The sequence below is a fragment of the Streptomyces sp. NPDC047853 genome (genome assembly GCF_043204535.1).
Lineage (GTDB): Bacteria > Actinomycetota > Actinomycetes > Streptomycetales > Streptomycetaceae > Streptomyces.
In genome coordinates, this window is the sequence record NZ_JBIDCI010000012.1 from 13650 (window position 1) to 32524 (window position 18875).

The 18875-nt window shown below is 74.6% G+C and carries 22 protein-coding genes and 1 pseudogene; 16 read left to right on the top strand and 7 right to left on the bottom strand.

Going from position 1 to position 18875, the window contains the following annotated elements:
- Positions 1–6: 6 nt before the first annotated feature.
- The 6 genes and pseudogenes from mmuM (at position 7) to ACGF5T_RS22430 (ending at position 5482) form a co-directional block, all read left to right on the top strand.
- Positions 7–915 carry a homocysteine S-methyltransferase gene (gene mmuM, locus ACGF5T_RS22405; RefSeq protein WP_356607369.1) on the top strand — a complete coding sequence of 303 codons (909 nt, stop codon included), beginning with the start codon at positions 7–9 and terminating at the stop codon, positions 913–915.
- Between the two features lie 100 nt (positions 916–1015).
- Positions 1016–1945 (top strand): DUF4129 domain-containing protein, encoded by a 930-nt coding sequence (locus ACGF5T_RS22410; protein ID WP_366767765.1) that lies wholly within the window; start codon positions 1016–1018, stop codon positions 1943–1945.
- Positions 1942–2541: a hypothetical protein gene (locus ACGF5T_RS22415; RefSeq protein ID WP_366767764.1), complete on the top strand. Its 600-nt coding sequence runs from the start codon at positions 1942–1944 to the stop codon at positions 2539–2541. Before ACGF5T_RS22410 ends, ACGF5T_RS22415 begins: the two co-directional genes overlap by 4 nt.
- Positions 2538–3537, top strand: a pseudogene (locus tag ACGF5T_RS22420) (AAA family ATPase). The gene ACGF5T_RS22415 and the pseudogene ACGF5T_RS22420 overlap by 4 nt, the downstream one beginning before the upstream one ends.
- The gene (locus tag ACGF5T_RS22425; protein WP_356607377.1) at positions 3534–4901 is read left to right on the top strand and encodes a DUF58 domain-containing protein; all 1368 of its coding nucleotides are present in this window, start codon (positions 3534–3536) and stop codon (positions 4899–4901) included. Before ACGF5T_RS22420 ends, ACGF5T_RS22425 begins: the two are co-directional and overlap by 4 nt.
- Positions 4898–5482 (top strand): hypothetical protein, encoded by a 585-nt coding sequence (locus ACGF5T_RS22430; RefSeq protein ID WP_366767763.1) that lies wholly within the window; start codon positions 4898–4900, stop codon positions 5480–5482. Before ACGF5T_RS22425 ends, ACGF5T_RS22430 begins: the two co-directional genes overlap by 4 nt.
- A gap of 31 nt (positions 5483–5513) precedes the next feature.
- Here the strand turns inward: ACGF5T_RS22430 and ACGF5T_RS22435 are convergent, their stop codons facing one another.
- On the bottom strand, positions 5514–6002 hold the full coding sequence (locus ACGF5T_RS22435) for an ATP-binding protein (RefSeq protein WP_366767775.1): 489 nt from the start codon (positions 6000–6002) through the stop codon (positions 5514–5516).
- An 85-nt stretch (positions 6003–6087) separates the two neighbouring features.
- On the opposite strand from ACGF5T_RS22435, the gene ACGF5T_RS22440 reads away from it, so the two are divergent.
- On the top strand, positions 6088–6906 hold the full coding sequence (locus ACGF5T_RS22440; RefSeq protein WP_356607383.1) for a helix-turn-helix transcriptional regulator: 819 nt from the start codon (positions 6088–6090) through the stop codon (positions 6904–6906).
- Positions 6903–7085, top strand: a complete 183-nt coding sequence (locus ACGF5T_RS22445; protein ID WP_356607385.1) for a DUF397 domain-containing protein — start codon at positions 6903–6905, stop codon at positions 7083–7085. The genes ACGF5T_RS22440 and ACGF5T_RS22445 overlap by 4 nt, the downstream gene beginning before the upstream one ends.
- Positions 7086–7104: 19 nt before the next feature.
- Here ACGF5T_RS22445 and ACGF5T_RS22450 read toward each other — a convergent pair whose 3' ends face one another.
- Positions 7105–7797 carry a hypothetical protein gene (locus tag ACGF5T_RS22450; protein ID WP_356607387.1) on the bottom strand — a complete coding sequence of 231 codons (693 nt, stop codon included), beginning with the start codon at positions 7795–7797 and terminating at the stop codon, positions 7105–7107.
- A gap of 207 nt (positions 7798–8004) precedes the next feature.
- Between ACGF5T_RS22450 and ACGF5T_RS22455 the strand changes: the two genes are divergently transcribed.
- The 7 genes from ACGF5T_RS22455 (at position 8005) to ACGF5T_RS22485 (ending at position 14794) form a co-directional block, all read left to right on the top strand.
- The gene (locus ACGF5T_RS22455; RefSeq protein WP_366767762.1) at positions 8005–10818 is read left to right on the top strand and encodes a TIR domain-containing protein; all 2814 of its coding nucleotides are present in this window, start codon (positions 8005–8007) and stop codon (positions 10816–10818) included.
- Positions 10815–11489, top strand: a complete 675-nt coding sequence (locus ACGF5T_RS22460) for a hypothetical protein (RefSeq protein WP_366767761.1) — start codon at positions 10815–10817, stop codon at positions 11487–11489. Before ACGF5T_RS22455 ends, ACGF5T_RS22460 begins: the two co-directional genes overlap by 4 nt.
- A 135-nt stretch (positions 11490–11624) precedes the next feature.
- Positions 11625–11963, top strand: coding sequence for an STAS domain-containing protein (locus tag ACGF5T_RS22465; protein WP_356607393.1), 339 nt, complete (start codon positions 11625–11627; stop codon positions 11961–11963).
- Between the two features lie 128 nt (positions 11964–12091).
- Entirely contained in the window at positions 12092–12598 is a 507-nt protein-coding gene (locus ACGF5T_RS22470) for a hypothetical protein (protein ID WP_361009426.1), read from the top strand.
- Complete coding sequence (locus ACGF5T_RS22475) at positions 12595–12945, top strand: transcriptional regulator (RefSeq protein WP_356607397.1); 351 nt, start codon at positions 12595–12597, stop codon at positions 12943–12945. The genes ACGF5T_RS22470 and ACGF5T_RS22475 overlap by 4 nt, the downstream gene beginning before the upstream one ends.
- Positions 12942–13862, top strand: a complete 921-nt coding sequence (locus ACGF5T_RS22480; RefSeq protein WP_366767760.1) for an ABC transporter ATP-binding protein — start codon at positions 12942–12944, stop codon at positions 13860–13862. Before ACGF5T_RS22475 ends, ACGF5T_RS22480 begins: the two co-directional genes overlap by 4 nt.
- Positions 13859–14794, top strand: coding sequence for an ABC transporter permease (locus ACGF5T_RS22485; RefSeq protein WP_361009419.1), 936 nt, complete (start codon positions 13859–13861; stop codon positions 14792–14794). The genes ACGF5T_RS22480 and ACGF5T_RS22485 overlap by 4 nt, the downstream gene beginning before the upstream one ends.
- A 16-nt stretch (positions 14795–14810) precedes the next feature.
- Here the strand turns inward: ACGF5T_RS22485 and ACGF5T_RS22490 are convergent, their stop codons facing one another.
- The 3 genes from ACGF5T_RS22490 to ACGF5T_RS22500 all read right to left on the bottom strand — a co-directional run bounded on the left by ACGF5T_RS22490 (position 14811) and on the right by ACGF5T_RS22500 (position 16667).
- On the bottom strand, positions 14811–15512 hold the full coding sequence (locus tag ACGF5T_RS22490) for a ThuA domain-containing protein (RefSeq protein ID WP_366767759.1): 702 nt from the start codon (positions 15510–15512) through the stop codon (positions 14811–14813).
- Positions 15509–16174, bottom strand: a complete 666-nt coding sequence (locus ACGF5T_RS22495) for a hypothetical protein (RefSeq protein WP_366767758.1) — start codon at positions 16172–16174, stop codon at positions 15509–15511. Before ACGF5T_RS22495 ends, ACGF5T_RS22490 begins: the two co-directional genes overlap by 4 nt.
- A gap of 163 nt (positions 16175–16337) precedes the next feature.
- Complete coding sequence (locus ACGF5T_RS22500; protein ID WP_356607405.1) at positions 16338–16667, bottom strand: hypothetical protein; 330 nt, start codon at positions 16665–16667, stop codon at positions 16338–16340.
- Positions 16668–16819: 152 nt separating this feature from the next.
- Here ACGF5T_RS22500 and ACGF5T_RS22505 point away from each other — a divergent pair, with 152 nt between their 5' ends.
- On the top strand, positions 16820–17224 hold the full coding sequence (locus ACGF5T_RS22505; protein WP_361009411.1) for a VOC family protein: 405 nt from the start codon (positions 16820–16822) through the stop codon (positions 17222–17224).
- On the opposite strand, the gene ACGF5T_RS22510 is transcribed toward ACGF5T_RS22505, so the two are convergent.
- Both ACGF5T_RS22510 and ACGF5T_RS22515 read right to left on the bottom strand, forming a co-directional pair.
- Entirely contained in the window at positions 17204–17893 is a 690-nt protein-coding gene (locus tag ACGF5T_RS22510; protein WP_356607409.1) for a helix-turn-helix transcriptional regulator, read from the bottom strand. The two genes, ACGF5T_RS22505 and ACGF5T_RS22510, sit on opposite strands and share 21 nt — an antisense overlap.
- A 10-nt stretch (positions 17894–17903) precedes the next feature.
- Positions 17904–18836 carry an AraC family transcriptional regulator gene (locus ACGF5T_RS22515; protein WP_366767757.1) on the bottom strand — a complete coding sequence of 311 codons (933 nt, stop codon included), beginning with the start codon at positions 18834–18836 and terminating at the stop codon, positions 17904–17906.
- Positions 18837–18875: the final 39 nt, after the last annotated feature.

Here is an 18875-nt window from a genome sequence, read left to right on the forward strand (position 1 = left end):
GTCTCCATGACCAGCGACTTCACCGACGCCCTCGCCTCCGGCCCCCCGCTGGTGCTCGACGGCGGGATGTCCAACCAGCTGGAGGCGGCGGGCCACGACCTGAGTGACGACCTGTGGTCGGCGCGACTGCTCGCGGAGGACCCCGGCGCACTCACCGAGGCCCACCTGGCCTACTTCGAGGCGGGGGCGGACGTCGCCATCACCGCCGGCTACCAGGCCACGTTCGAGGGCTTCGCCCGGCACGGCATCGGCCCGCAGCGGGCGGCCGGACTGCTCGCGCTCAGCGTGGAGTCGGCGCGGGCGGCCGCACGCCGGGCGCGGGTGGCCCGCCCGCTGTGGGTGGCGGCCTCCGTGGGACCCTACGGGGCGATGCTCGCCGACGGCTCCGAGTACCGGGGCCGGTACGGGATCGGCGTCGCGGAGCTGGAGCGCTTCCACCGTCCCCGGCTGGAGGCGCTGGCCGCCGCCCGGCCGGACGTGTTCGCCCTGGAGACCGTCCCCGACACCGCCGAGGCCGAGGCGCTGCTGCGGGCGGTGCGTGGACTGGGCGTGCCGGCCTGGCTGTCGTACACCGTCGCGGGCGACCGCACCCGCGCCGGTCAGCCGTTGGAGGAGGCCTTCGCCCTGGCGGCGGACGCGGCGGAGGTGGTCGCGGTGGGCGTGAACTGCTGCGCGCCCGAGGACGTTCCCGGCGCCGTGGAGACCGCTGCGCGTGTCACCGGAAAGTCAGTTGTCGTTTACCCCAACAGCGGCGAGGCCTGGAACGCTGGGACGCGGGCCTGGGAGGGGCGTTCGTCGTTCGACGCCGGGCAGGTCCGCCGGTGGCGGGCGGCCGGGGCCCGGCTGATCGGCGGTTGCTGCCGGGTGGGGCCGCGGACCATCAGGTCGGTCGCGGCGGCGCTGGCGCCGGTGTGACCGGCTGTCGGTGGCACGGCCGTCGGGGGACGCGGACTGCGCGGATGCCGGGGCCTCGGTGCACTGATCTTTGACAGCGGCGTGTTCGGCGGGGGGAGCCATGGAACACGGGGAGCGGCGCAGGCAGCGGGCGGTGCCCGGCGCGGTGGTCGCCGTCGGGGTGGTCGGGGCGCTCACCGTGGCGGCGCTCGCACTGCGGCCCTCGGAGGGACTGCTGCACGCCGGCCGGGGGCCGCTCGGCCACGGGGGCGTCGTGATCGTGTCGTCCCTCGGCTGGACGGCCGTGGTCGTGTGGGCCGTCACCCGCCTGCGGGGCCGGTTCGGCTCCTACCGCGCCGCGCTGTCGCCGGGCGAGGAGCGGCTGCGGGAGGTCGCCGCACGGCTGCTGCTCGCCGGGGCGGGCGTCATCGGGGTGCTGGCTCTGGTGCTGCACCGGTTCCCCGACGGCACGGAGTCCGACCCGCCGCCGCCCCTTCCGACGCGGCTGCCCACCGCCGGTCCCGGCGGGCCGACGACCGATGGGGGTTCGGGGGACACGTCGGGCCTTCCGTCGCTGCCGCTGTACGCCGTGCTCGGGCTGCTGGCCGCGGTCGTCGCCGTGATCGCCACACGGACCGTCGTACGACGGCTGCGGCGGCTCGGGCTCAGGGTGCCGCACCGCCCCGACCTCGCGGGCACGGTGGCCGAGGACGACGAGGCGCGCCTGCTGCTGTCCGCCGTGCGGTCGGGCCGCCGCGCCCTGGCCGACACCGGTGACGCCCGTGCGGACGTCATCTCCTGCTACGCCGCGATGGAGGACGCCCTCGTCGCCTCCGGCGTCCGGCGGTACGCCTCCGACAGCCCCGCCGACCTGCTCACCCGGGCCGCCGGCGCGGGTCTCGCCCCCGGGCCGGCCGCACCGCGCCTCACCGCGCTCTTCCGCGAGGCCCGCTACTCCTCGCACCCGATGGACACCGCGCACCGCGAGGCCGCGGCCCGCGCCCTGGAGGAGATGGCCGCACTGCTGCGGGACGGGGAGGGGACGCGGTGAACCCGCGCGGAGAAGGGACCGCGGCAGGGGACCTGCTCACCCGGGGCCGGCTCGGCCTGCTCGGTGGCGCGGTCGCCGGCTCCGGTGTCCTGCTCGTCCTGCTCCTCGACGGGTTCGAGGCGGCCTGCGCGCTCCTGGTGCTGCTGACCGTCGTGGCGCTGGTCGTCACCCGGTACGTCGCCGGGGCGGCCGCGTTCGACTCCGCGCGCCGGGAGGAGGTGGGGCTGCTGCGCACGCGGGCGCCGGGGATGGGCGAGTGGCGGCGGAACGTGGGGACCGCCACGGGCCCCGACGGCGCCCTCTACTACCGTGCCGTGCTCCGCCCCGAGCTGCGCCACCTGTACGCCGCCGCGCTCGCCGAGCACCACCACGTCTCGCTCGACCAGCAGCCCGAGCGGGCGGCCGAGTTGATCGGCCCCGAGCTGTGGCCGTGGCTCGGTCCGGAGCCGCCCCGCACCGGGCCCGACGGCGAGGTCCCCGTCGACGTGCTGCGCCGCCTCGTCGACCGGCTCGAAACACTCGGCGCGCCCCGCGCCCGTACATCCGCACCCGCACCCGCACCCGCACCCGCACCCGTGAGGAAACAAGCGACGTGACGACTGACTCCACGCCCGGGCTCCGCACCGCCGCGCAGGTCGGCGAGCAGGCCGGCGCCGTACTGCGCGAGGTGGGCCGGGCCGTCGTCGGCAAGCCGGACGCGCTCGAACTGGTGATGCTGGGCGTGCTGGCCGGCGGCCACGTGCTCGTCGAGGACCTGCCGGGGCTCGGCAAGACCCTCCTCGCGCGGTCCTTCGCCGGCACGCTCGGCCTGGACTTCCGCCGCATCCAGTTCACGCCCGACCTCCTGCCCTCCGACGTCACCGGAACCTCGCTGTACGACCAGCGCACCGGCGAGATGGTGTTCCACCCCGGCCCGGTCTTCACCCATCTCCTGCTCGCCGACGAGATCAACCGGACGCCGCCCAAGACGCAGGCCGCGCTGCTGGAGGCGATGGCCGAGTCGCAGGTGACCGTGGAGGGCGAGACCCGGCGGCTCGCCGACCCGTTCCTGGTGATCGCCACCGCCAACCCGGTGGAGTACGAGGGCACGTACTCCCTGCCCGAGGCGCAGCTCGACCGGTTCCAGCTGCGCGTGCGGATGGGCTATCTGACCGGCGATCAGGAGCTGGCGATGTTGCGGGCCCGGATCGACCGGGCCGCGCCCGAGGCCGTCCTCGACCGTCTCGCGGGGCCGGCCGACGTCGTCGCGTGGCGGGCCGTCGTGGAGCGGGTGGAGATCGACGACGACCTGCTGGAGTACGCCGTCGCGCTCGTCGGCGCGACCCGCGACCATCCCCAGATCAGCATCGGCGCCTCGCCGCGGGGGGCTCGCCCTGGTGCAGCTCGCGCGTGCCCGCGCCGTGCTGGACGGCCGTGACTACGTCGTCCCGGAGGACGTCAAGGCCCTCGCGGTGCCCGCGCTGGCCCACCGGGTGTCGCTGCGGCCGGAGCTGTGGGTGCGCGAGGTGTCGACGGACGACGTGCTGCGCGAGATCGTCGGCAGCGTCGGTACACCGGCGACACGGCGCACGGCCGCCGCCGTCGCGTCGTGACCCCGCCCGTTCCCGTGCCGCCGCACGCAGCCGTGCTCCGCGCCCTGGAGGGGCGCACGGCACCGGCACAGCCGCCGCCCCCGCCGCCCGACGGTCCGCGCCCCGGCGAGCGGACGCTGCGCCTGCTGACCGTCGCCGTCGTCGCGCTGTCCGCCGCGCTGCTCACCGGGCGGGCCTGGCTGCTGGCCCTCGCGGCGGCCCCGCTGGTGCTGCTCGCGCTGGCCCTGCCCCGGGCCTTCGCCCGGCACGTCGAGGCGTCGACGACCGTGGCACCGGGCCGCTGTTTCGAGGGTGACACCGTCACCCTGCGCATCTCGGTGGCCCACGACGGGGATGCCGTCCGTCTCGACCCCGGTGTCACGCTCGGCCCGGGCCTGCGGCTGGACGAGGTCGTCGTCGGCCGGTCCACGGTGACGCTGCGCCACACCGCGCTGCACTGGGGCCGCTGGTCGCTCGGCCCGGTGGACCTCGACGTGTACGACGACGGGGGTACCGTGCGCCGCACCGTGCGCGTGGCGGCGGCCGAGGTGGCCGTGTTCCCGCGCGCCACCCGGGCGCGGTTCACGCCGATCCCGGCACGGCTGCCGCAGCGGCTCGGCGAGCACGCCGCGCCGCAGGCCGGGGAGGGCGTCGAGGTCGTCGGCGTGGGCCCCTGGGTGCCCGGGGAGCGGCAGCGGCGCATCCACTGGCCGTCGACGACCCGGCGTGGGTCGGTCCAGCTGCACCGGTTCGCGGCCGAACGGGCCGCCGACACGGTGATGCTCATCGACGCGTTCGGGGACGTGGTCGACCCGGTGACCGGAGTGTCGTCCCTGGACGAGACGGTGCGCGCCGCCACCGGACTCGCCCGGGCCTACCTGCGCACCCACGACCGGGTGGGGGTCGTCTCGACCGGCGGCACCACACGCTGGCTGGCGCCGGGCACCGGGGACGCGGCGTTCTACCGCATCGTGGAGAGCGTCCTCGGCGTACGCAAGGACCGGCGGTTCGACGCGCCCGGTCTGGAGCGGCTGCCGCCGCCCGCCCTGCCGGAGGGGGCCCTCGTCTACGTCTTCACCCCGCTCAGCGACGCCCGGGTGCTGAAGGTGCTGCGGGACCTCCAGCAGCGGGGGCGCCGCCCGGTCGTCGTGGAGATCCCGAGCGGCGATCCGCAGGTGGAACCGGACGACGCCGCCGGTGAGTTGGGGCTGCGCCTGTGGCGCGCGGAGCGGGACGCGATGCGTTTCGCCCTGCGGGACAGCGGGGTGCCGGTGCTGCGGCACACGGTGGGTGAGCCGCTGGATCTGGCGCTGGCACCGCTTCTGTCGGGGCGCGTCGGCGGGAGAGGAATCGAGCGGGTCGGCGGGAAGGGGCGCGCGGGATGACGGTGCCGGAGGCCCGGGTCGGCGCGCGCGCGTACCTGGGGTACTGGGCCGGCACCGTGCCGGTGCGGGTGCTCGGGGCGGCGGCCGTCGTGACGGCGTGGCGCCCGTGGACGACGGTGAGCAGTGTGCCGGAGGCGCTCGCTCTCGGCTGCGCGGTGCTCTTCGCCCTGTGGGCGGCGCCCTCGCCGGACCGACGGCCGTCACTGGAGTCCACGCGCTGGTCCCACCGCCTGCCGCGGCACCGGACGACGGTGCTGGCGTCGGGTGTGGTGGTGATCGCCGCGTCCGGTGATCCGGCCTGGTGGGAGGCTGCCTGCGTGGTCGGGTTGTCGGTCGCCTACCTGGTGTCGAGCGAGACGTGGCCGTGGCGGTGGGGGCGTGGACGCGTGCGCGTGTGGACCGAGGCGGTGGCGGCCTGTGCCGGGGCCGGGGTGGTGGGGGTCGCCGCGGCGCTCCCGGTGACCGGTACGGGATCCGGACCGGGTCGGGTGGTGGCGGCCGGGGCGATCGTGGGCCTGGCGGTGGCCGGCGGCGGGGTGCTGAGCGCCCGTTGGCGGGGCCGGGAGCGAGACCCCCGCTGAAGGAGTGGCCGCGAGGCCGCCCGCTCGCTCCTCACCCGTGACACTGACGAGGAAGCGGGTGGCCCACGGCCACTCCTCCCCCACCCCGAGCGGCACCCAGCTCGCACCACACGATCTTGCCGGGAGTCCGCTCCCCCACGCCCCACTTGTCCGCCAGCTCCGAGACGAGGAGCAGCCCGCGCCCACCCTCCCGGGACTCCCCGCCGGGCCCGGACGGCACGGCGGGCACCCCGCCCCCGCTGTCGTGCACCTCGACGCGGACGACATCGCCGAGGAGCAGCAACCGCAGCAGGAAGCCGCGGCCGGGCGGCACACCGTGCACCAGGGCGTTGGTCGCCAGTTCGCTGACGCACAGCACCACGTCGTCCGTGCGCCCGCGCACGCCCCACGCGTCGAGCGCCTCGCGGGCGAACGCCCGCGCGGCGGGTACGGATCGACGCTCCCGGGTGTAGAAGCGCTGACGTGAGGAGGGGGATCGAGTTTCGTCGTTCACGTGACGAGTGTCACGCTCCGTGGTCATCATGGGACAGTGCGTGCAGCCGTACAGCCGGTCCGTACGGGTGCGCGACGGTGAACGTACGCGCCCGGGTGGGGAGTTCGACCTCATGAGCACGACGACACGGAGGAACGCCTCCGCGATGAAGATGGTGGGCGCGTTGCTCGCCCTCTACCGCCAGGCCGCCGGCCACACCCAGAGGTCGCTGGGCGAACGGTTCGTCATCGGCGAGCAGCAGATCGCGTCGATCGAACAGGGCCGACGCCCACTCAAGCCGGATCTCGCCGAGCAGCTCGACGAACTCCTCGACACCAAGGGGGCGCTGTCGACCGCGCTGAGCAGGATGCCGGAGGTGGACCTCGTTCCCCTGTGGGCGGAGGAGTTCCTGGACCGGGAGCGGGAGGCGATCGCCATCTCGGTCTACGACAGCCTGGCCGTGCCCGGCCAGCTGCAGACCGACGGGTACGCCCGAGCGGTGTTCCGCAGCCGCGTACCCGTCTATGACGCGGACGAGATCGAGCACCTGGTGTCGAAGCGCATGGAGCGCCAGGAGATCCTGCACCGCAAGGTGCCGCCCACCACGAGCTTCGTCATCTGGGAAGCCACCCTGCGGGATCGCTTGGGCGGGGAGGACGTGTACACGGAGCAGGTACGGAAGCTGCGTGAATGCGTGGATGTGCCGGGCATCACCCTCCAGGTCCTGCCCCTCGGCCGCACCTCGCACGCGGGGCTCGACGGCCCCTTCGTCCTCCTGGAGACTCCCGACTACCAGCGACTCGCCTACATGGAAACCCAGCGCGGCAGCCAGCTGATCGCCGATCCCGACGGGGTGGGAATTCTGACCCAGAAATATGCGATGCTGCGAACGCAGGCCCTCAACACCGAGGACACAAGAGCCCTGTTGGACCGTCTTCTGGGAGAAGCATGAGCAGCGGCAGCGCACTTGAGTGGTTCAAGTCGAGCTACAGCGGCAGTGAAGGCGGCCAGTGCCTGGAAGTCGCCTACGAACCCGCCACCATCCACATCCGCGACTCCAAAACCGACACCCTGACCGCCCCCCGCATCACCGTCGCCCCGGAGGCCTGGGCCGCGTTCCTCGCCTGGTGACTCGCTGAACGGGCGTGTGTCAGGGGTGAATCCGTGACCCCTCGATCATTGCCTGCGCGTCCCTCACGCCGGCGAGTTTGGCGAAGGCGAGGACGTACTGACGGACGTTGGCCTGCACACGGCGAAGATCCGCGCGGCAGTCGGCCGCCCCCGGCCACTCCTCCTCAGGACGCCCGGGATGGCTCTGCTCGAAGGCCTGCAGGCGCGGGTGCCACTTGGTGAGGAACGGTCGCAGCTCGTTGTTGAGGAACGTGACGGCGAGGTGCTCGACGGTCAGCCCGCTGTTCGCGTGGACCGACGGACGACCGGCCTTGAGGGTCTCCCTGGTCGTGGCGAACAGCCCGTACAGCGACGTCAGCGCCTCCCGGAGCAGACCCTCGTCGTCGTCCAGGGGCTGGACCGACACCCGCGTGACGGACTCGATGAACAACTGCCAGGAGACCTGCCGCGAGTCGTTGTTGACCACGAAGGTGAGTTCACTCAGCTGCGGCACGGTGACCCGCACCTCGGTCAACCGGCCCGCCCGGCGGTAGGCGTCGAGCCCGAGTGCCACGACGACGCCGGTCAGCGCTCCGGTGACGGCGAAGAGGTAGGTGCCGTTGGCGTGACTGACGGAGTAGACACCGAGGCCCAGTCCGGCGCCGATCACCATCGACACCAGGGCTCGGAAAACCAGCGTCCCCGTGACCCTGGCCGCCCTTGCGTCGGCCATCCCCCACCTCACCGTCCGTGTGCGTGCCCTGGGCGAACTGTAGACGAGGCCGGGGGCGACGCGGCAGGGGTCACGGAAGCCCGGCGTGCGCCGTGGGACGAGGGCGGAGTTTGCGGCATATCACTGTATGGGGGGTGATGGAGGGGCTACTCTCCTGGCACGCGCAGGGGCGGTCGTCGGGGGACGCCGCGCGCAAGGGGGAACGGCATGGAGCAGGCCGGCGAACGTGTCCATCAGCACGACGTCTTCATCTCGTACAGCCACCAGTTGGACGACGGGCCCGCCACGGCCTTCCAGGCAGCCGTCGAGCACTTCGGCCGTCCGTTCTACCGCTCCCGCGACCTGCGCGTCTTCCGGGACAAGACGAATCTGTCCGCGAGCCCCCATCTGTGGGCGGACATCGAGAAGGCGCTGGAGGAGTCCGCCTGGCTCATCGTCATGGCGTCCCCCAAGGCGGCCGTGTCACCGTGGGTCCGCAAGGAGATCAGGTGGTGGCTCGAACACCGGAGCAGCGACCGCATCCTGATCGCGCTGACCGCCGGCACCATCGCCTGGGACGCCGAACGGGGCGACTTCGGCTGGGAGAGGACGGACTGCCTGCCCCGGGAGGAGGTGGCCGGGGCCTTCACCCAGGAGCCCCGGTGGGTCGACCTGAGGTGGTTGCGCGAGCACAAGCGGATCTCGCCGCGCCACACCGAACTCGTGCAGGCGGTGGCGGAGTTCGTCGCACCGGTGCGGGAGAGGTCGAAGACCGAGCTGATCGGGGCCCATCTGCGGCGTCAACTGCGCTTCAGACAGACCGTGACCGTCATCAGCGTGGTCCTGGCCGTGCTCCTGGGCATCGCCGTCGTCGCCGGGGTGCGGGCGAACGAGGAGAGCGACCGGGCCGCCGAGCGCCAGCTCGTCGCCACCTCCCGGCAGTTGGTGGCGGAGGCCGCCTCGATCCAGGACACCCAGCCCGACCTCGCCAGGCAGTTGCTCGTGCAGGCCTATCGGATGGCGCCGACCGCTCAGGCCCACGGGGCCCTCGTGGCCAGCGCCGCCATTCCGGACGTGTTGCCCACCAACGGCTCCTCGAACGGCGTCGCCTACTGTCCGTTCGGCAGAGTCCTCGCCTCGGCCGCGGACGACGGCGTGACGCTGTACAGCACCGACGACAGCCGTCGTCTGGGTCTGGCCGGGACCGTGAAGGGCTCCGCCACCGCCGTGGCGTTCGGCCAGGACTGCGGTGTGCTCGCCGTGGGTGACGGTTCCGGCCATGTACGCCTGTGGTCGGTGAGCCGGGCCGGCGAGCCGCGTCTCGTCTCGACGGTCCGACCGGACGACGGTGGTGTGGGAGGCCTGGCGTTCGTCGGGCGGACGCGGCGACTGGCGGTCATCACCGACGGCGCCGTGCCCCACGTCGTGGACTTCGAGAAGCCGGAAGCGGAGGTGACGGACTCACTGTCGGGCACCGTGCTGGCGGGCATCACCGAGACCATCGCCGTCAACCCCGACGGAACGCTCGTAGCGGCGTCGTACGAAGCGGGCAAGGTCAGGCTCATGAGCCTGTCCGACGAGGGCCGGCTCACCGTGGAGTCCACGACGACCAGCCCGTCCCGCGCGCTCGCGTTCAGCCCCGACGGCCAGTTCCTCGCCGCCGGCGGGGAGGAGGACTCCGCACGCCTGTGGGAGGTGAGCGACCCGGCCCGGCCGAGCCGGGCGGCGCTGCTCAGCGCGCGCTCCTCCCTGGGCGTCGACTCCCTCGCCTTCAGCACCAGCGGCAAGTCGCTCGCGACGGGAGCGGGGGACGGCACGATCCAGTTGTGGGACATGACCGACCCGCTGCGTCCCGCACAGGGAGCACGGCTCACCGGTCACTCCGGAACGGTCAAGGGACTGGCGTTCGCGCCGGACAACCGGACGCTGGCGTCCGCGGCCTCGGACGGCGCGACCCGCGCCGACGACGGCTCCGACGATCTCAACGGCACCGTACGGCTGTGGAGGGTGGCCGAGGCGGAACGCTCGTCCTCCCGGGTGTTCCTCCCGGAGGGCCACCTGTCGAAGCAGCCGTTCGGCAAGGACGGTCACGTGCTCGCCCTCGGCTCGCCCTCGTCGCTGTGGTGGGTCGACGGTGCCACGCAGCCGTACCGCCTGTCGACGCTGACCACGTTCAACGTGGGCGGGCAACAGGTCTCCTTCGGTCCGAACGGGACCACGCTCGCCACCGGGACTCCCCTGAAGATGTGGGACACCTCCGACCCCCTGAAGCCCCGCGAGCTCACGACCACCGCCATGGAACAAGGAGCGGACGTCGTGCTGTTCAGCCCCGACGGCGACCTCGTGGCAGCCGACGAGGACGATCGCCTGGGCCTGTGGAGCACCGAGGGGCGCGAACCCCGGCGGCTGGCGCTGCTGCCGGTGGCGACCAGGTCCCCCGCGGTCTTCCTCGACGACGGCAAGAGGCTCGCCACCGTCACGGAAGCCCAGGACGCCGTGCAGGTCTGGGACATCTCGACCCCGGCCGAGCCCAGGAAGGCGGCCACCCTGCGGACCGGCGCCGCCCGCCCCACCTCCCTGGCGGCGTCCGACCGGGCCCTGTACGTCGGGGACTCCCACGGCGCGGTCACGGCGTGGCGCGTCCGCGGCGACCGGGCCGACCGGCTGGGCTCCAGCACCCGGCACAGCACGGCGGTCGAGGACCTCGCCGTCCACCCGGAGGGCGCCACGGCGGCGAGCGGCGGAGCCGACGGGTCCGTGCGCATCTGGGACGTGTCCGACACCGAGAACCTGCGCGAGTCCGCGGTGCTGACCGTGGGGGCGGGGACGGACGGCATGGCGTTCAGTCCGGACGGCCACACCCTCGCGGTGTCGACCGGCGGGACCACTCAGATGTGGGAGGCGCAGCCGTCGACGATCCAGCAGCAGCTGTGTGCCCAGTCGGAGCCCATCACGCCTGAACAGTGGATCCAGTACCTGCCCGACCGCACCTACAGCCCACCCTGCATCGAACGGGAGCCGACCGTGGAGACGAGCACATGACGAAACGGGTGACACGGGCCCTGGTGGCCCTCGCCGCCGCCGGGTGCGCGGCGGCCTGCTCGCCCCCCGACCAGGGCCCCCGGGTCACCCCGGCGCCGACGGCGTCCAGCGTCTCGGCCCCGGTGCCCCCGGCCGCCCCTGCCGCCCCGCCCTCCGCTCTCGGGCCCGCCCCCGCCGACCTGCGGGACGTCGACTGGACGCACGCGGTGCTGCCCGGCGACTTCTGCGAGATCGCCGGGACGGTGTCCCTCACCGACAGCGAGGGCGAGGCCGACTCGAAGACCTGGGGCCGGGTCCACGTGGCACAGCTCCCCGACCTCACCACGTACGGGGACGTCACGGGGGACGGCCGCGACGAGGCCGCCGTCGCCGTCGGCTGCGACAACGGGGGAGGCACCGCGGCCGGGCAATTGGTCTTCGCGGCCATCGTCCTGACCGCGCGCGACGGCCGGCTGTACGCGCTCGGCACCCTGGACACGCAGGACGACTCGTCCGGCCCGCATCCGCCCCTGGTGTCCACGACGAGGCTGACGTCGGGCAAGGCCACGATGACCGAGCTGTGGTACCGGCAGTCGGACGCCAACTGCTGCCCGTCGGGGGAAAGGGTCAGCACCTGGACGCTGGAGGCCCCGGACATGCTGGTCCTGAGCGACTCGAAGGTCACGTCCTGACCGCCGGCCCGGTCTCCGGCGCGCCGGAGGCCCCGGCCGCGTTCCTCGCCCGGTGACCTCGACCCGTCCCGCTGGGCGCCACGGGGTGACAATGGGAGACACGCCCGCCCGCACTGTGCCGCCGAGGAGGCCGTCGTGACCGTCGATCCCCTACGCCCGAGCCGGTCCGCCCCCGTGACGATCACCGAGGCCGACGAGCGGCACGCCGTTCTGGCCTTCTCCGGTGCCCTGGACGCGCCCGCGCTGGGCCTCCTGGAAGAGCTGCTCCTCGACCCTCGACTGCGGCGACCGGGCGCATGGACCCTGGACATGAGCGACCTGACCCATATCGACCTGGCCTGCGCCTACGCGCTGCTGCGCACCGCCACCCGGGCCCCGGAACCCGCCGCCCTCACCGTCCGCGGCGCCCGCCCGGCGGTGCACCGCACCCTGCGGCACGCGGGGCTGGACACCGTGGCCACCTTCGTCGCCTAGGGCAGCCTCGCCCCTGACCGGTCCAGAACGGCCCAGAACGGCCCACCATCCCACCGACTTGCCTACTGGGAAAGTCATGGCTTACTTTCCCAGTAGGCAAGTAAGCCAGGTACGGGAGGGCGAGGGCTGTGAGCACATCGGTCGATGCCGAACAGGCATGGAAGGACCTGCAGCGCATCCGGGTGCCGCAGGAGCGGGTGTACGACGAGGTCGAGCGGGCGGCGGGCGGGGGCCTCGCCTCGACCTGGGCCACCGCCGCGATCATGTGGGTGTTCCTGGCCGGCCTGCGCCTGGACCCGCCCACGTGGGGCGTCTGGCTGGCCGTCGCGGCGTACGTGGTGCTGCTGGGCGGCCTGGCCGTCCTCCACCACCGCGGGAGCCGGCTGCTGCTGCATCACTCCCGCTTCACCTGGCGGACCGTCGCCACACTCGTCGCGGGGGCGGTGGTGACCGGCGGGACGGTCCTGCTGTCCGGCCGCATGGTCGAGTCCCTGGCGCCGCTGCCCGCCGGTCTGGTCCAGGCCACGGTCTCGGCGTCCGTGTTCGTCCTGTTCGTGGGCCCGGCGAGCCGCTGGGCGGCCGGTGCCCTGCGCGGCCGGGGCGCGGCGGAATCGCGTCCGGAGGCGGGGCGATGAGCATCCCCTCCGGTTTCGACGAGCTGATCCATCCCGCCACCCGGCTGTCGGTGGTCGCGCTGCTCGCGGCCACCGAGTGGGCGGACTTCGCGTTCGTCCGCGACAGCCTCTCGCTCAGCGACTCGGCGCTCTCCAAGCAGCTGCACACCCTGGAAGAGGCCGGGTACCTGGAACTGCTCAAGGAGGGCGGCGGCCGCAGGCGGCGCACGAAGGTGCGGCTGACCGACCGCGGCCGCACCGCCTTCGAGGGGCACGTGGCGGCGCTCCGGGCGATCGTCGACGCCGCCGGTCCCCCGGCCGCGGCCGACCCGGTTCCCCCGCGGCAGCACTCGGAGGCGGGGCGATGACACGGCACCCGTCCGGCCGGCCCGTGATCCACGCCCGTGACGTGGCCATGTCGTACGGCGGCACCGCCGTCCTGCACGGCATCGACCTGGACATCCACCGCGGCGAGGTCTTCGCGCTGCTGGGCCCCAACGGCGCCGGGAAGACCACCACGGTGGAGATCCTGGAGGGCTTCCGGCGGCGCTCGGCCGGCGAGGTCGACGTCCTCGGCACGGACCCGGAGCGGGGCGACGACGCCTGGCGCGGCCGGATCGGGCTGGTCCTGCAGTCCTGGCGCGACCACCGCCGCTGGCGGGTCGCCGAGCTGCTGGGGCACTTCGCGACGTTCTACCCCGACCCGCGCGACCCGGCCGAGCTGCTGGACCTGGTCGGCCTCACCGACCAGGCCGGCCGGCAGGTGGACCGGCTGTCCGGCGGGCAGCGCCGGCGGCTGGACGTCGCGCTCGGCATCGTCGGCCGTCCCGAACTCCTCTTCCTGGACGAACCGACCACCGGGTTCGACCCGCAGGCCCGGCACGACTTCCACCTCCTCGTCGAGGGGCTGGCCCGCGACGAGGGCGTCACCGTCCTGCTCACCACGCACGACCTGGTGGAGGCCGAACGCCTCGCGGACCGGATCGCCATGCTGGTCGGCGGCCGCATCCGGGCCTGCGGCACACCCGCGGACCTGGCCCGGCGGGCCGCCTCGCAGGCCGAGGTCCGCTGGACCGCCGGCGACGGGATACCCCGCCGCGAGCGCACGGAGGACCCCTCACGGCTGGTCTGGGAGCTCCACCGGGACGCGGACGGTCCGATCCCCGGGCTCGAGGTGCGCCGCCCGACGCTGGAGGACACCTACCTGCACATGGTGCACGGGTCCGCCGACGGCCCGGACGGGTCGCCGGACGACTCCCCGGACGGGGAGGCACAGGCCGCATGAGGGAGACACACGTGACGGACAGCGCCCCCGAGGCGGACGACACCACCGGCGCCGTCGCCCCGCAGGCACCGCACCGCCCGCACCGCCGCCCCTGGCGGGCCGGTTTCCTGCGCGGCGGCATCGAACTGCGGCACCTCCTGCGCAACCCCAAGGAGATGTCCGGCCACGTGACCAACGTGGTCGTCGCGCTGGTGATCGCCGCCTACATCGGCGACGACGTGCCGGGCACCCAGACCCCGATGGCCCACCTGGTGCTGGCCGGCTTCGCGGCCTACCTGCTCTTCCAGATCGGGTTGATCAACGTCCCGCAGATGCTGGTGACCGAGCGGGAGGAGGGCGCGCTGCTGCGGCTGCGCGCGACACCCGGCGGGATACCGGCCTACCTCGTCGCCAAGTGCCTGCTGGTGACCGCCACCGCGACCGGCACCCTGGTCGTGCTCCTGGCGAGCGCGGCGCTCCTGGTGGACGGACCGCTGCCGGACGGGCCGGCCGGCTGGCTGACGCTGCTGTGGGTCACCACGCTCGGGCTGCTCGCCGTCGTGCCGCTGGGCGCGGCCATCGGCGCCGTGCTGCCCAATCCGCGCGAGGCGCTGGCCCTGATCATGCTGCCCACCATGGGGCTGCTGGTCACCTCCGGGGCGGTGTTCCCGATCACCTCGCTGCCCGTGCCGGTGCAGCAGGTGGCCTCCGTCTTCCCGCTCAAGTGGATGGCCCAGGGCCTGCGTTCGGCGCTGCTGCCGGACTCGGCGCGGACCGCCGAGGCGGCCGGCTCCTGGGAACTGCCCCTGGTCGCCCTGGTCCTGGGCGCCTGGGCGGTCCTCGGCTTCCTCCTCGCGGTGCCCCTCCTGCGCCGCTCCGCCCGTCGCGAGTCCGGTTCCCGCCTGGCCTCGCGCCACCGCGCGGCGGAACGGAGCGGGGCGCTGCCCGGATAGCGCGGCCGTGAGCCGGTCATCGCTGCCGGCCACCCCGGGCCGCGCGGACCGCCCACTCGACGCCGCCCCGCAGATGCGCGCGGAAGACCGGGTCGCGGTAGGCGTCGGCGGTATGGCCGAGGGCCGTGTAGAAGACGCGGCCCGCGCCCTGTTCGCGGCACCAGACCAGTGGATGGTCCGCGCCCATGCCGCCGCCCTCGTACGACGACTCGTCGGCGCGGGCCAGCACCCGGACCGCACCGCGCGGGTTGGTGCGGAAGTCGTACCACTCGTCCGTGAACTCCCAGACCGGCGGCAGCTCCCGGGTCGCCGGATGGGCGGGGTCCTCGACCAGCACCCGGCCCGGCTGGCAGGCGGGGTGCCGGTCGAAACGGGCGCCGAGCAGCTCGCCGTAGTACGGCCAGTCCTCCTCGGTGCAGGCCGCCGCGTGCACGCCGACGAAGCCACCGCCCCCCTCGACGTACGCGGCGAGCCGGTCCCGTCCGGCCGGGGTGAGCACCTCGCCGCTGGTGGAGAGGAAGACGACGGCGCCGTACCGGTCGAGGGGCCGCTCCAGGACCGCCGGGTCCTCCGTGTGATCGACCTCGAACTCCCCCAGGGTGCGCAGGGCGTGGACCCCGTCCGGGATCGAGTCGTGGCGGTAGGCGGTGGTGCGCGTGCAGACGAGCAGCCGGGGCGCCGGGTCGCGGTCCCCGGTCCCGCCGCCGGGCCGCGTCATCCGCCCACGTCCACGTTGTTGTCGGGCGCCCCGTCGCCGACCGGGGGCAGGTCGCCGCGTTCGACCGGTGTGCCGGGCGCCGGGTCGGCGGAGGGCAGCAGCCGGGCGGTTTCCGCGGCGTCGGGGCGGTGGGCGGTGACAGCCGCCTCGCGCAGCACGCCACGCGGTACGGCGTCCACCTCCGCGGAGACCCGCAGGACGTGGCCCTCCCCCGGCACGGCGTACTCGTGGCGCCCGGCGCCGGTGCGGTACCAGGTGGCGCCGTCGCGCTCGCACGTCGTGCGCTCCCCGGACATGTCACCGACCGGCTGCTCGGGGCACGTGCCGACGGTGATCGAGCCCCGGTCGACGGCGAGCCGCAGCTGCGCCCCCGTCCCGGCGGAGACCCAGGTGGCGGAGAAGCCGTCGTCGCCGAGGACGCCGACGGACTGCTGGGCCAGGGTGAAACCGGGGGCCTCGATGACGCGGACCAGCTCGGGGGCCACGCCCAGCGCATGTGCGCGGGCGTCGAGTTCACCCCGGTCGGGGCCGGGGCCGGTGGCCTCGCGGGCTCCCACGGAGGAGACGGCCACGGTCTCGGTGTCCGCCTTCTCGGAGCCGCAGGCGGTGAGCAGCAACGGCGCCAGCAGCAGCACCGGCAGGACGCGCGGGGGACGAGGCATGCGCCCATCCTGCCGCACAGACGTTCCCCCCGTCAGGCCCGGCCGACCGCGGACCCCGCCGGACCCGCCGATCCCGCCGGACCCGCCGATCCCGCCGGACCCGCCGATCCCGCCGATCCCGCCGATCCCGAGCGGACGGGAGGCGCGCGGAGCCCCACCGGCCCTAGGGGCGGTGCGCCGCGGCGTCCTTCGCCAGCTGGACGGCCGAGAGCAGGCTGAGGCCCGGTGCGGCCTCGCGCAGGACCTTGACCGCCTGGACGGAGTCGGCGGGGCCCTCGTAGCCGGCCCGGGCGAAGCGTTCGCGGACCCAGCGGGCGCGCAGCTCCGCGTCGGAGGCGGCGGCGGCCTGCTCGGCCAGGGCGGCGGCGCGTTCCAGTCCCGGCCGCTGTTCGGGCGTCGCCTCGGCGAGCGCCTGACGGAGCCCGTGGGCTATGACGTCCGCGTCCCGCAGGACGAGCACGTTGAGTTCCTGTTGCCTGCCGCGTCCGAACATGCGGCCATGATCAGGGACGTGCCCGGCGCGGGGGAAGGGACTTGAGCGGCTTCTGAGGCGCGGCAGCCGTCACCGCGGCGCGTCCGTCGGCCGACGGACGCGTGTCCGATTCCTTCAAGACCGGCCCCGCGCGCCCCGCCTACGGTGGCCCCATGACCGCACGATTCGACGCCTTCAGCATCATCGTCTCCGACATGGCCGCCTCCGTGGCCTTCTACCGCCGGCTCGGTCTCGCGTTCCCCGAGGACGCCGGGGACCAGCCCCACGCCGAGGCCCGACTGCCGGGCGGCACCCGGCTGCTGCTCGACACGGAGGCGTCCGTCCGTTCCTTCACGCCCGGCTGGCAGCCGCCGGCCGGTGGCGGGCGGCACTCGCTCGCCCTGCTGTGCGACACCCCCGCCGAGGTTGACGCGCTCTACGCGGAGCTGACCGACGCCGGCTGCCACGGCGAACGCGGACCCTGGGACGCCCCCTGGGGCCAGCGGTACGCCGTGCTGAACGACCCGGACGGCCACGGCGTCGACCTGTTCGCGCCGCTACCCGCCCCGGCCGAGTAGCCGCCCCGGCGGCAGGCCCGTCAACTCCCTGACGTCCCGCGCCAGATGCGCCTGGTCGGCGTAGCCGGCCCGGACGGCCGTCTCGGCGAGCGGCACGCCCTCGCGGGCCAGGGCGAGGCCACGCTGGAGCCGCAGCACGCGGGCCAGGGTCTTGGGCCCGTAGCCGAAGGCGGCCAGGGAACGCCGGTGCAACTGGCGGGGCCCCACGCCCAGCTCGTCGGCGGTCGCGGCGACCGGACGGCCCGCTTCGAGGGCGGCCACGATCCGGCGCAGCAGCGGGTCGGGAGGCCCGGTGCCGGCCGCCCGGGACAGCGCCGCCTCCTCCAGTCCGCTCGCCGGGTCGGGGGCCGCGTTCACCCGGGCGGCCAGGTGACGGGCCCGGGCGGTGGGCCAGAGGTCGGTCAGCTCCACCCGCCGGTCGCGCAGCTCGTGGGCGGGGACGCCGAGCAGGGCGGGGGCGGTACCGGGGGCGAAGCGGACGCCCGCCCAGGGGCCGGGGGCGCCGTCGGTGACGTGGGCGCGGGTGTCGGGGCCCGCCACCAGCAGCCGGCCGTCGTGCCAGAGCAGGTCCATGCAGCCGTCGGGCAGGACACGTCCGGTGCCGGGCGCGACCGGGGTCTGGGTCCACACCACCGCGCCGGTCAGCCGGGACGCCCGTTCCGCGTACACGCCCGCCAGGCTACGCCGGTGTCCGGTACTCCTGCGGGCTGACGCCGTACACCCGTTTGAAGGCCGTGGACAGGGCGAAGGCGCTGCCGTAGCCGACCTGCCGGGCGATCGCGCCGAGGGTGTCGTCGGTGTCGCGCAGCCGGTCGGCGGCGAGCGCGAGGCGCCAACCGGTGAGGTAGGCCATCGGCGGTTCGCCCACCAGGTCGGTGAAGCGCCGGGCGAGCGCGGCGCGGGAGACGCCGGTCTTCGCGGCGAGCGACGCCACCGTCCAGGGGTGTGCCGGGTCGTCCTGGAGCAGCCGCAGCGCCCGGCCCGCGACCGGGTCGCCCAGCGCCCGGTACCAGGCGGGCGGCTCGGCCTCGGGCCCGGCGAGCCAGGCCCGCAGCGCGGCGATGACCAGCAGGTCGAGGAGCCGGTCCAGGACGACCTCCTGGCCCGGTTCGTCCCGGATGACCTCCGTCGTCAGCAGCGGCGTCAGCGGGCAGTCCCACTGGTCGGAGGTGAGGGACAGCAGCGGGGGCAGGGCGTCCAGCAGCCTGCCGCCGATCTCGCCGCGCACCAGGTACGTGCCGATCAGCAGCACGGCGTCGCCGTCGGCCCGGTCGCCCCAGGTGCGCACGCCGAGGTCCATCGAGCCGTTGAGGGGGCGGCCGTCGGGGTGGCTGCACGCGCCGCCCGGCAGGATCACCGCCTGCGGCGGGGTGCCGGGGTCGTCGGCGCAGGTGTACGGGTCGGGGCCGCGGGCGATGGCGAGGTCGCCCGCGCGCAGCCGCCGCCGCTCCCCCGTGTCCGGCACGATCCAGGCGTCGCCGCGGACCATCAGCATCACCGTCAGCGGTGCCCGGTCCTCGACGCGTACGGCCCACGGCGGGTCGAAGCAGGCGCGGATCATGAACGCGCCCCGGGCGCGGGGTCCCTCCAGCAGGCCGGCGAGTGCGTCCATGGCGTCACAGCGTAGACGCACGCGTATGCCGGCGAGCCG

What these genes read in the sequence shown, in the direction of transcription:
- mmuM (WP_356607369.1), top strand. Translation starts at nt 7, where the DNA reads ATGACCAGCGACTTCACCGACGCCCTCGCCTCCGGCCCCCCGCTGGTG.
- ACGF5T_RS22410 (WP_366767765.1), top strand. Translation starts at nt 1,016, where the DNA reads ATGGAACACGGGGAGCGGCGCAGGCAGCGGGCGGTGCCCGGCGCGGTG.
- ACGF5T_RS22430 (WP_366767763.1), top strand. Translation starts at nt 4,898, where the DNA reads ATGACGGTGCCGGAGGCCCGGGTCGGCGCGCGCGCGTACCTGGGGTAC.
- ACGF5T_RS22435 (WP_366767775.1), bottom strand. Translation starts at nt 6,002, where the DNA reads ATGACCACGGAGCGTGACACTCGTCACGTGAACGACGAAACTCGATCC.
- ACGF5T_RS22440 (WP_356607383.1), top strand. Translation starts at nt 6,088, where the DNA reads ATGAGCACGACGACACGGAGGAACGCCTCCGCGATGAAGATGGTGGGC.
- ACGF5T_RS22445 (WP_356607385.1), top strand. Translation starts at nt 6,903, where the DNA reads ATGAGCAGCGGCAGCGCACTTGAGTGGTTCAAGTCGAGCTACAGCGGC.
- ACGF5T_RS22450 (WP_356607387.1), bottom strand. Translation starts at nt 7,797, where the DNA reads ATGGCCGACGCAAGGGCGGCCAGGGTCACGGGGACGCTGGTTTTCCGA.
- ACGF5T_RS22455 (WP_366767762.1), top strand. Translation starts at nt 8,005, where the DNA reads ATGGAGCAGGCCGGCGAACGTGTCCATCAGCACGACGTCTTCATCTCG.
- ACGF5T_RS22460 (WP_366767761.1), top strand. Translation starts at nt 10,815, where the DNA reads ATGACGAAACGGGTGACACGGGCCCTGGTGGCCCTCGCCGCCGCCGGG.
- ACGF5T_RS22475 (WP_356607397.1), top strand. Translation starts at nt 12,595, where the DNA reads ATGAGCATCCCCTCCGGTTTCGACGAGCTGATCCATCCCGCCACCCGG.
- ACGF5T_RS22480 (WP_366767760.1), top strand. Translation starts at nt 12,942, where the DNA reads ATGACACGGCACCCGTCCGGCCGGCCCGTGATCCACGCCCGTGACGTG.
- ACGF5T_RS22485 (WP_361009419.1), top strand. Translation starts at nt 13,859, where the DNA reads ATGAGGGAGACACACGTGACGGACAGCGCCCCCGAGGCGGACGACACC.
- ACGF5T_RS22490 (WP_366767759.1), bottom strand. Translation starts at nt 15,512, where the DNA reads ATGACGCGGCCCGGCGGCGGGACCGGGGACCGCGACCCGGCGCCCCGG.
- ACGF5T_RS22495 (WP_366767758.1), bottom strand. Translation starts at nt 16,174, where the DNA reads ATGCCTCGTCCCCCGCGCGTCCTGCCGGTGCTGCTGCTGGCGCCGTTG.
- ACGF5T_RS22500 (WP_356607405.1), bottom strand. Translation starts at nt 16,667, where the DNA reads ATGTTCGGACGCGGCAGGCAACAGGAACTCAACGTGCTCGTCCTGCGG.
- ACGF5T_RS22505 (WP_361009411.1), top strand. Translation starts at nt 16,820, where the DNA reads ATGACCGCACGATTCGACGCCTTCAGCATCATCGTCTCCGACATGGCC.
- ACGF5T_RS22515 (WP_366767757.1), bottom strand. Translation starts at nt 18,836, where the DNA reads ATGGACGCACTCGCCGGCCTGCTGGAGGGACCCCGCGCCCGGGGCGCG.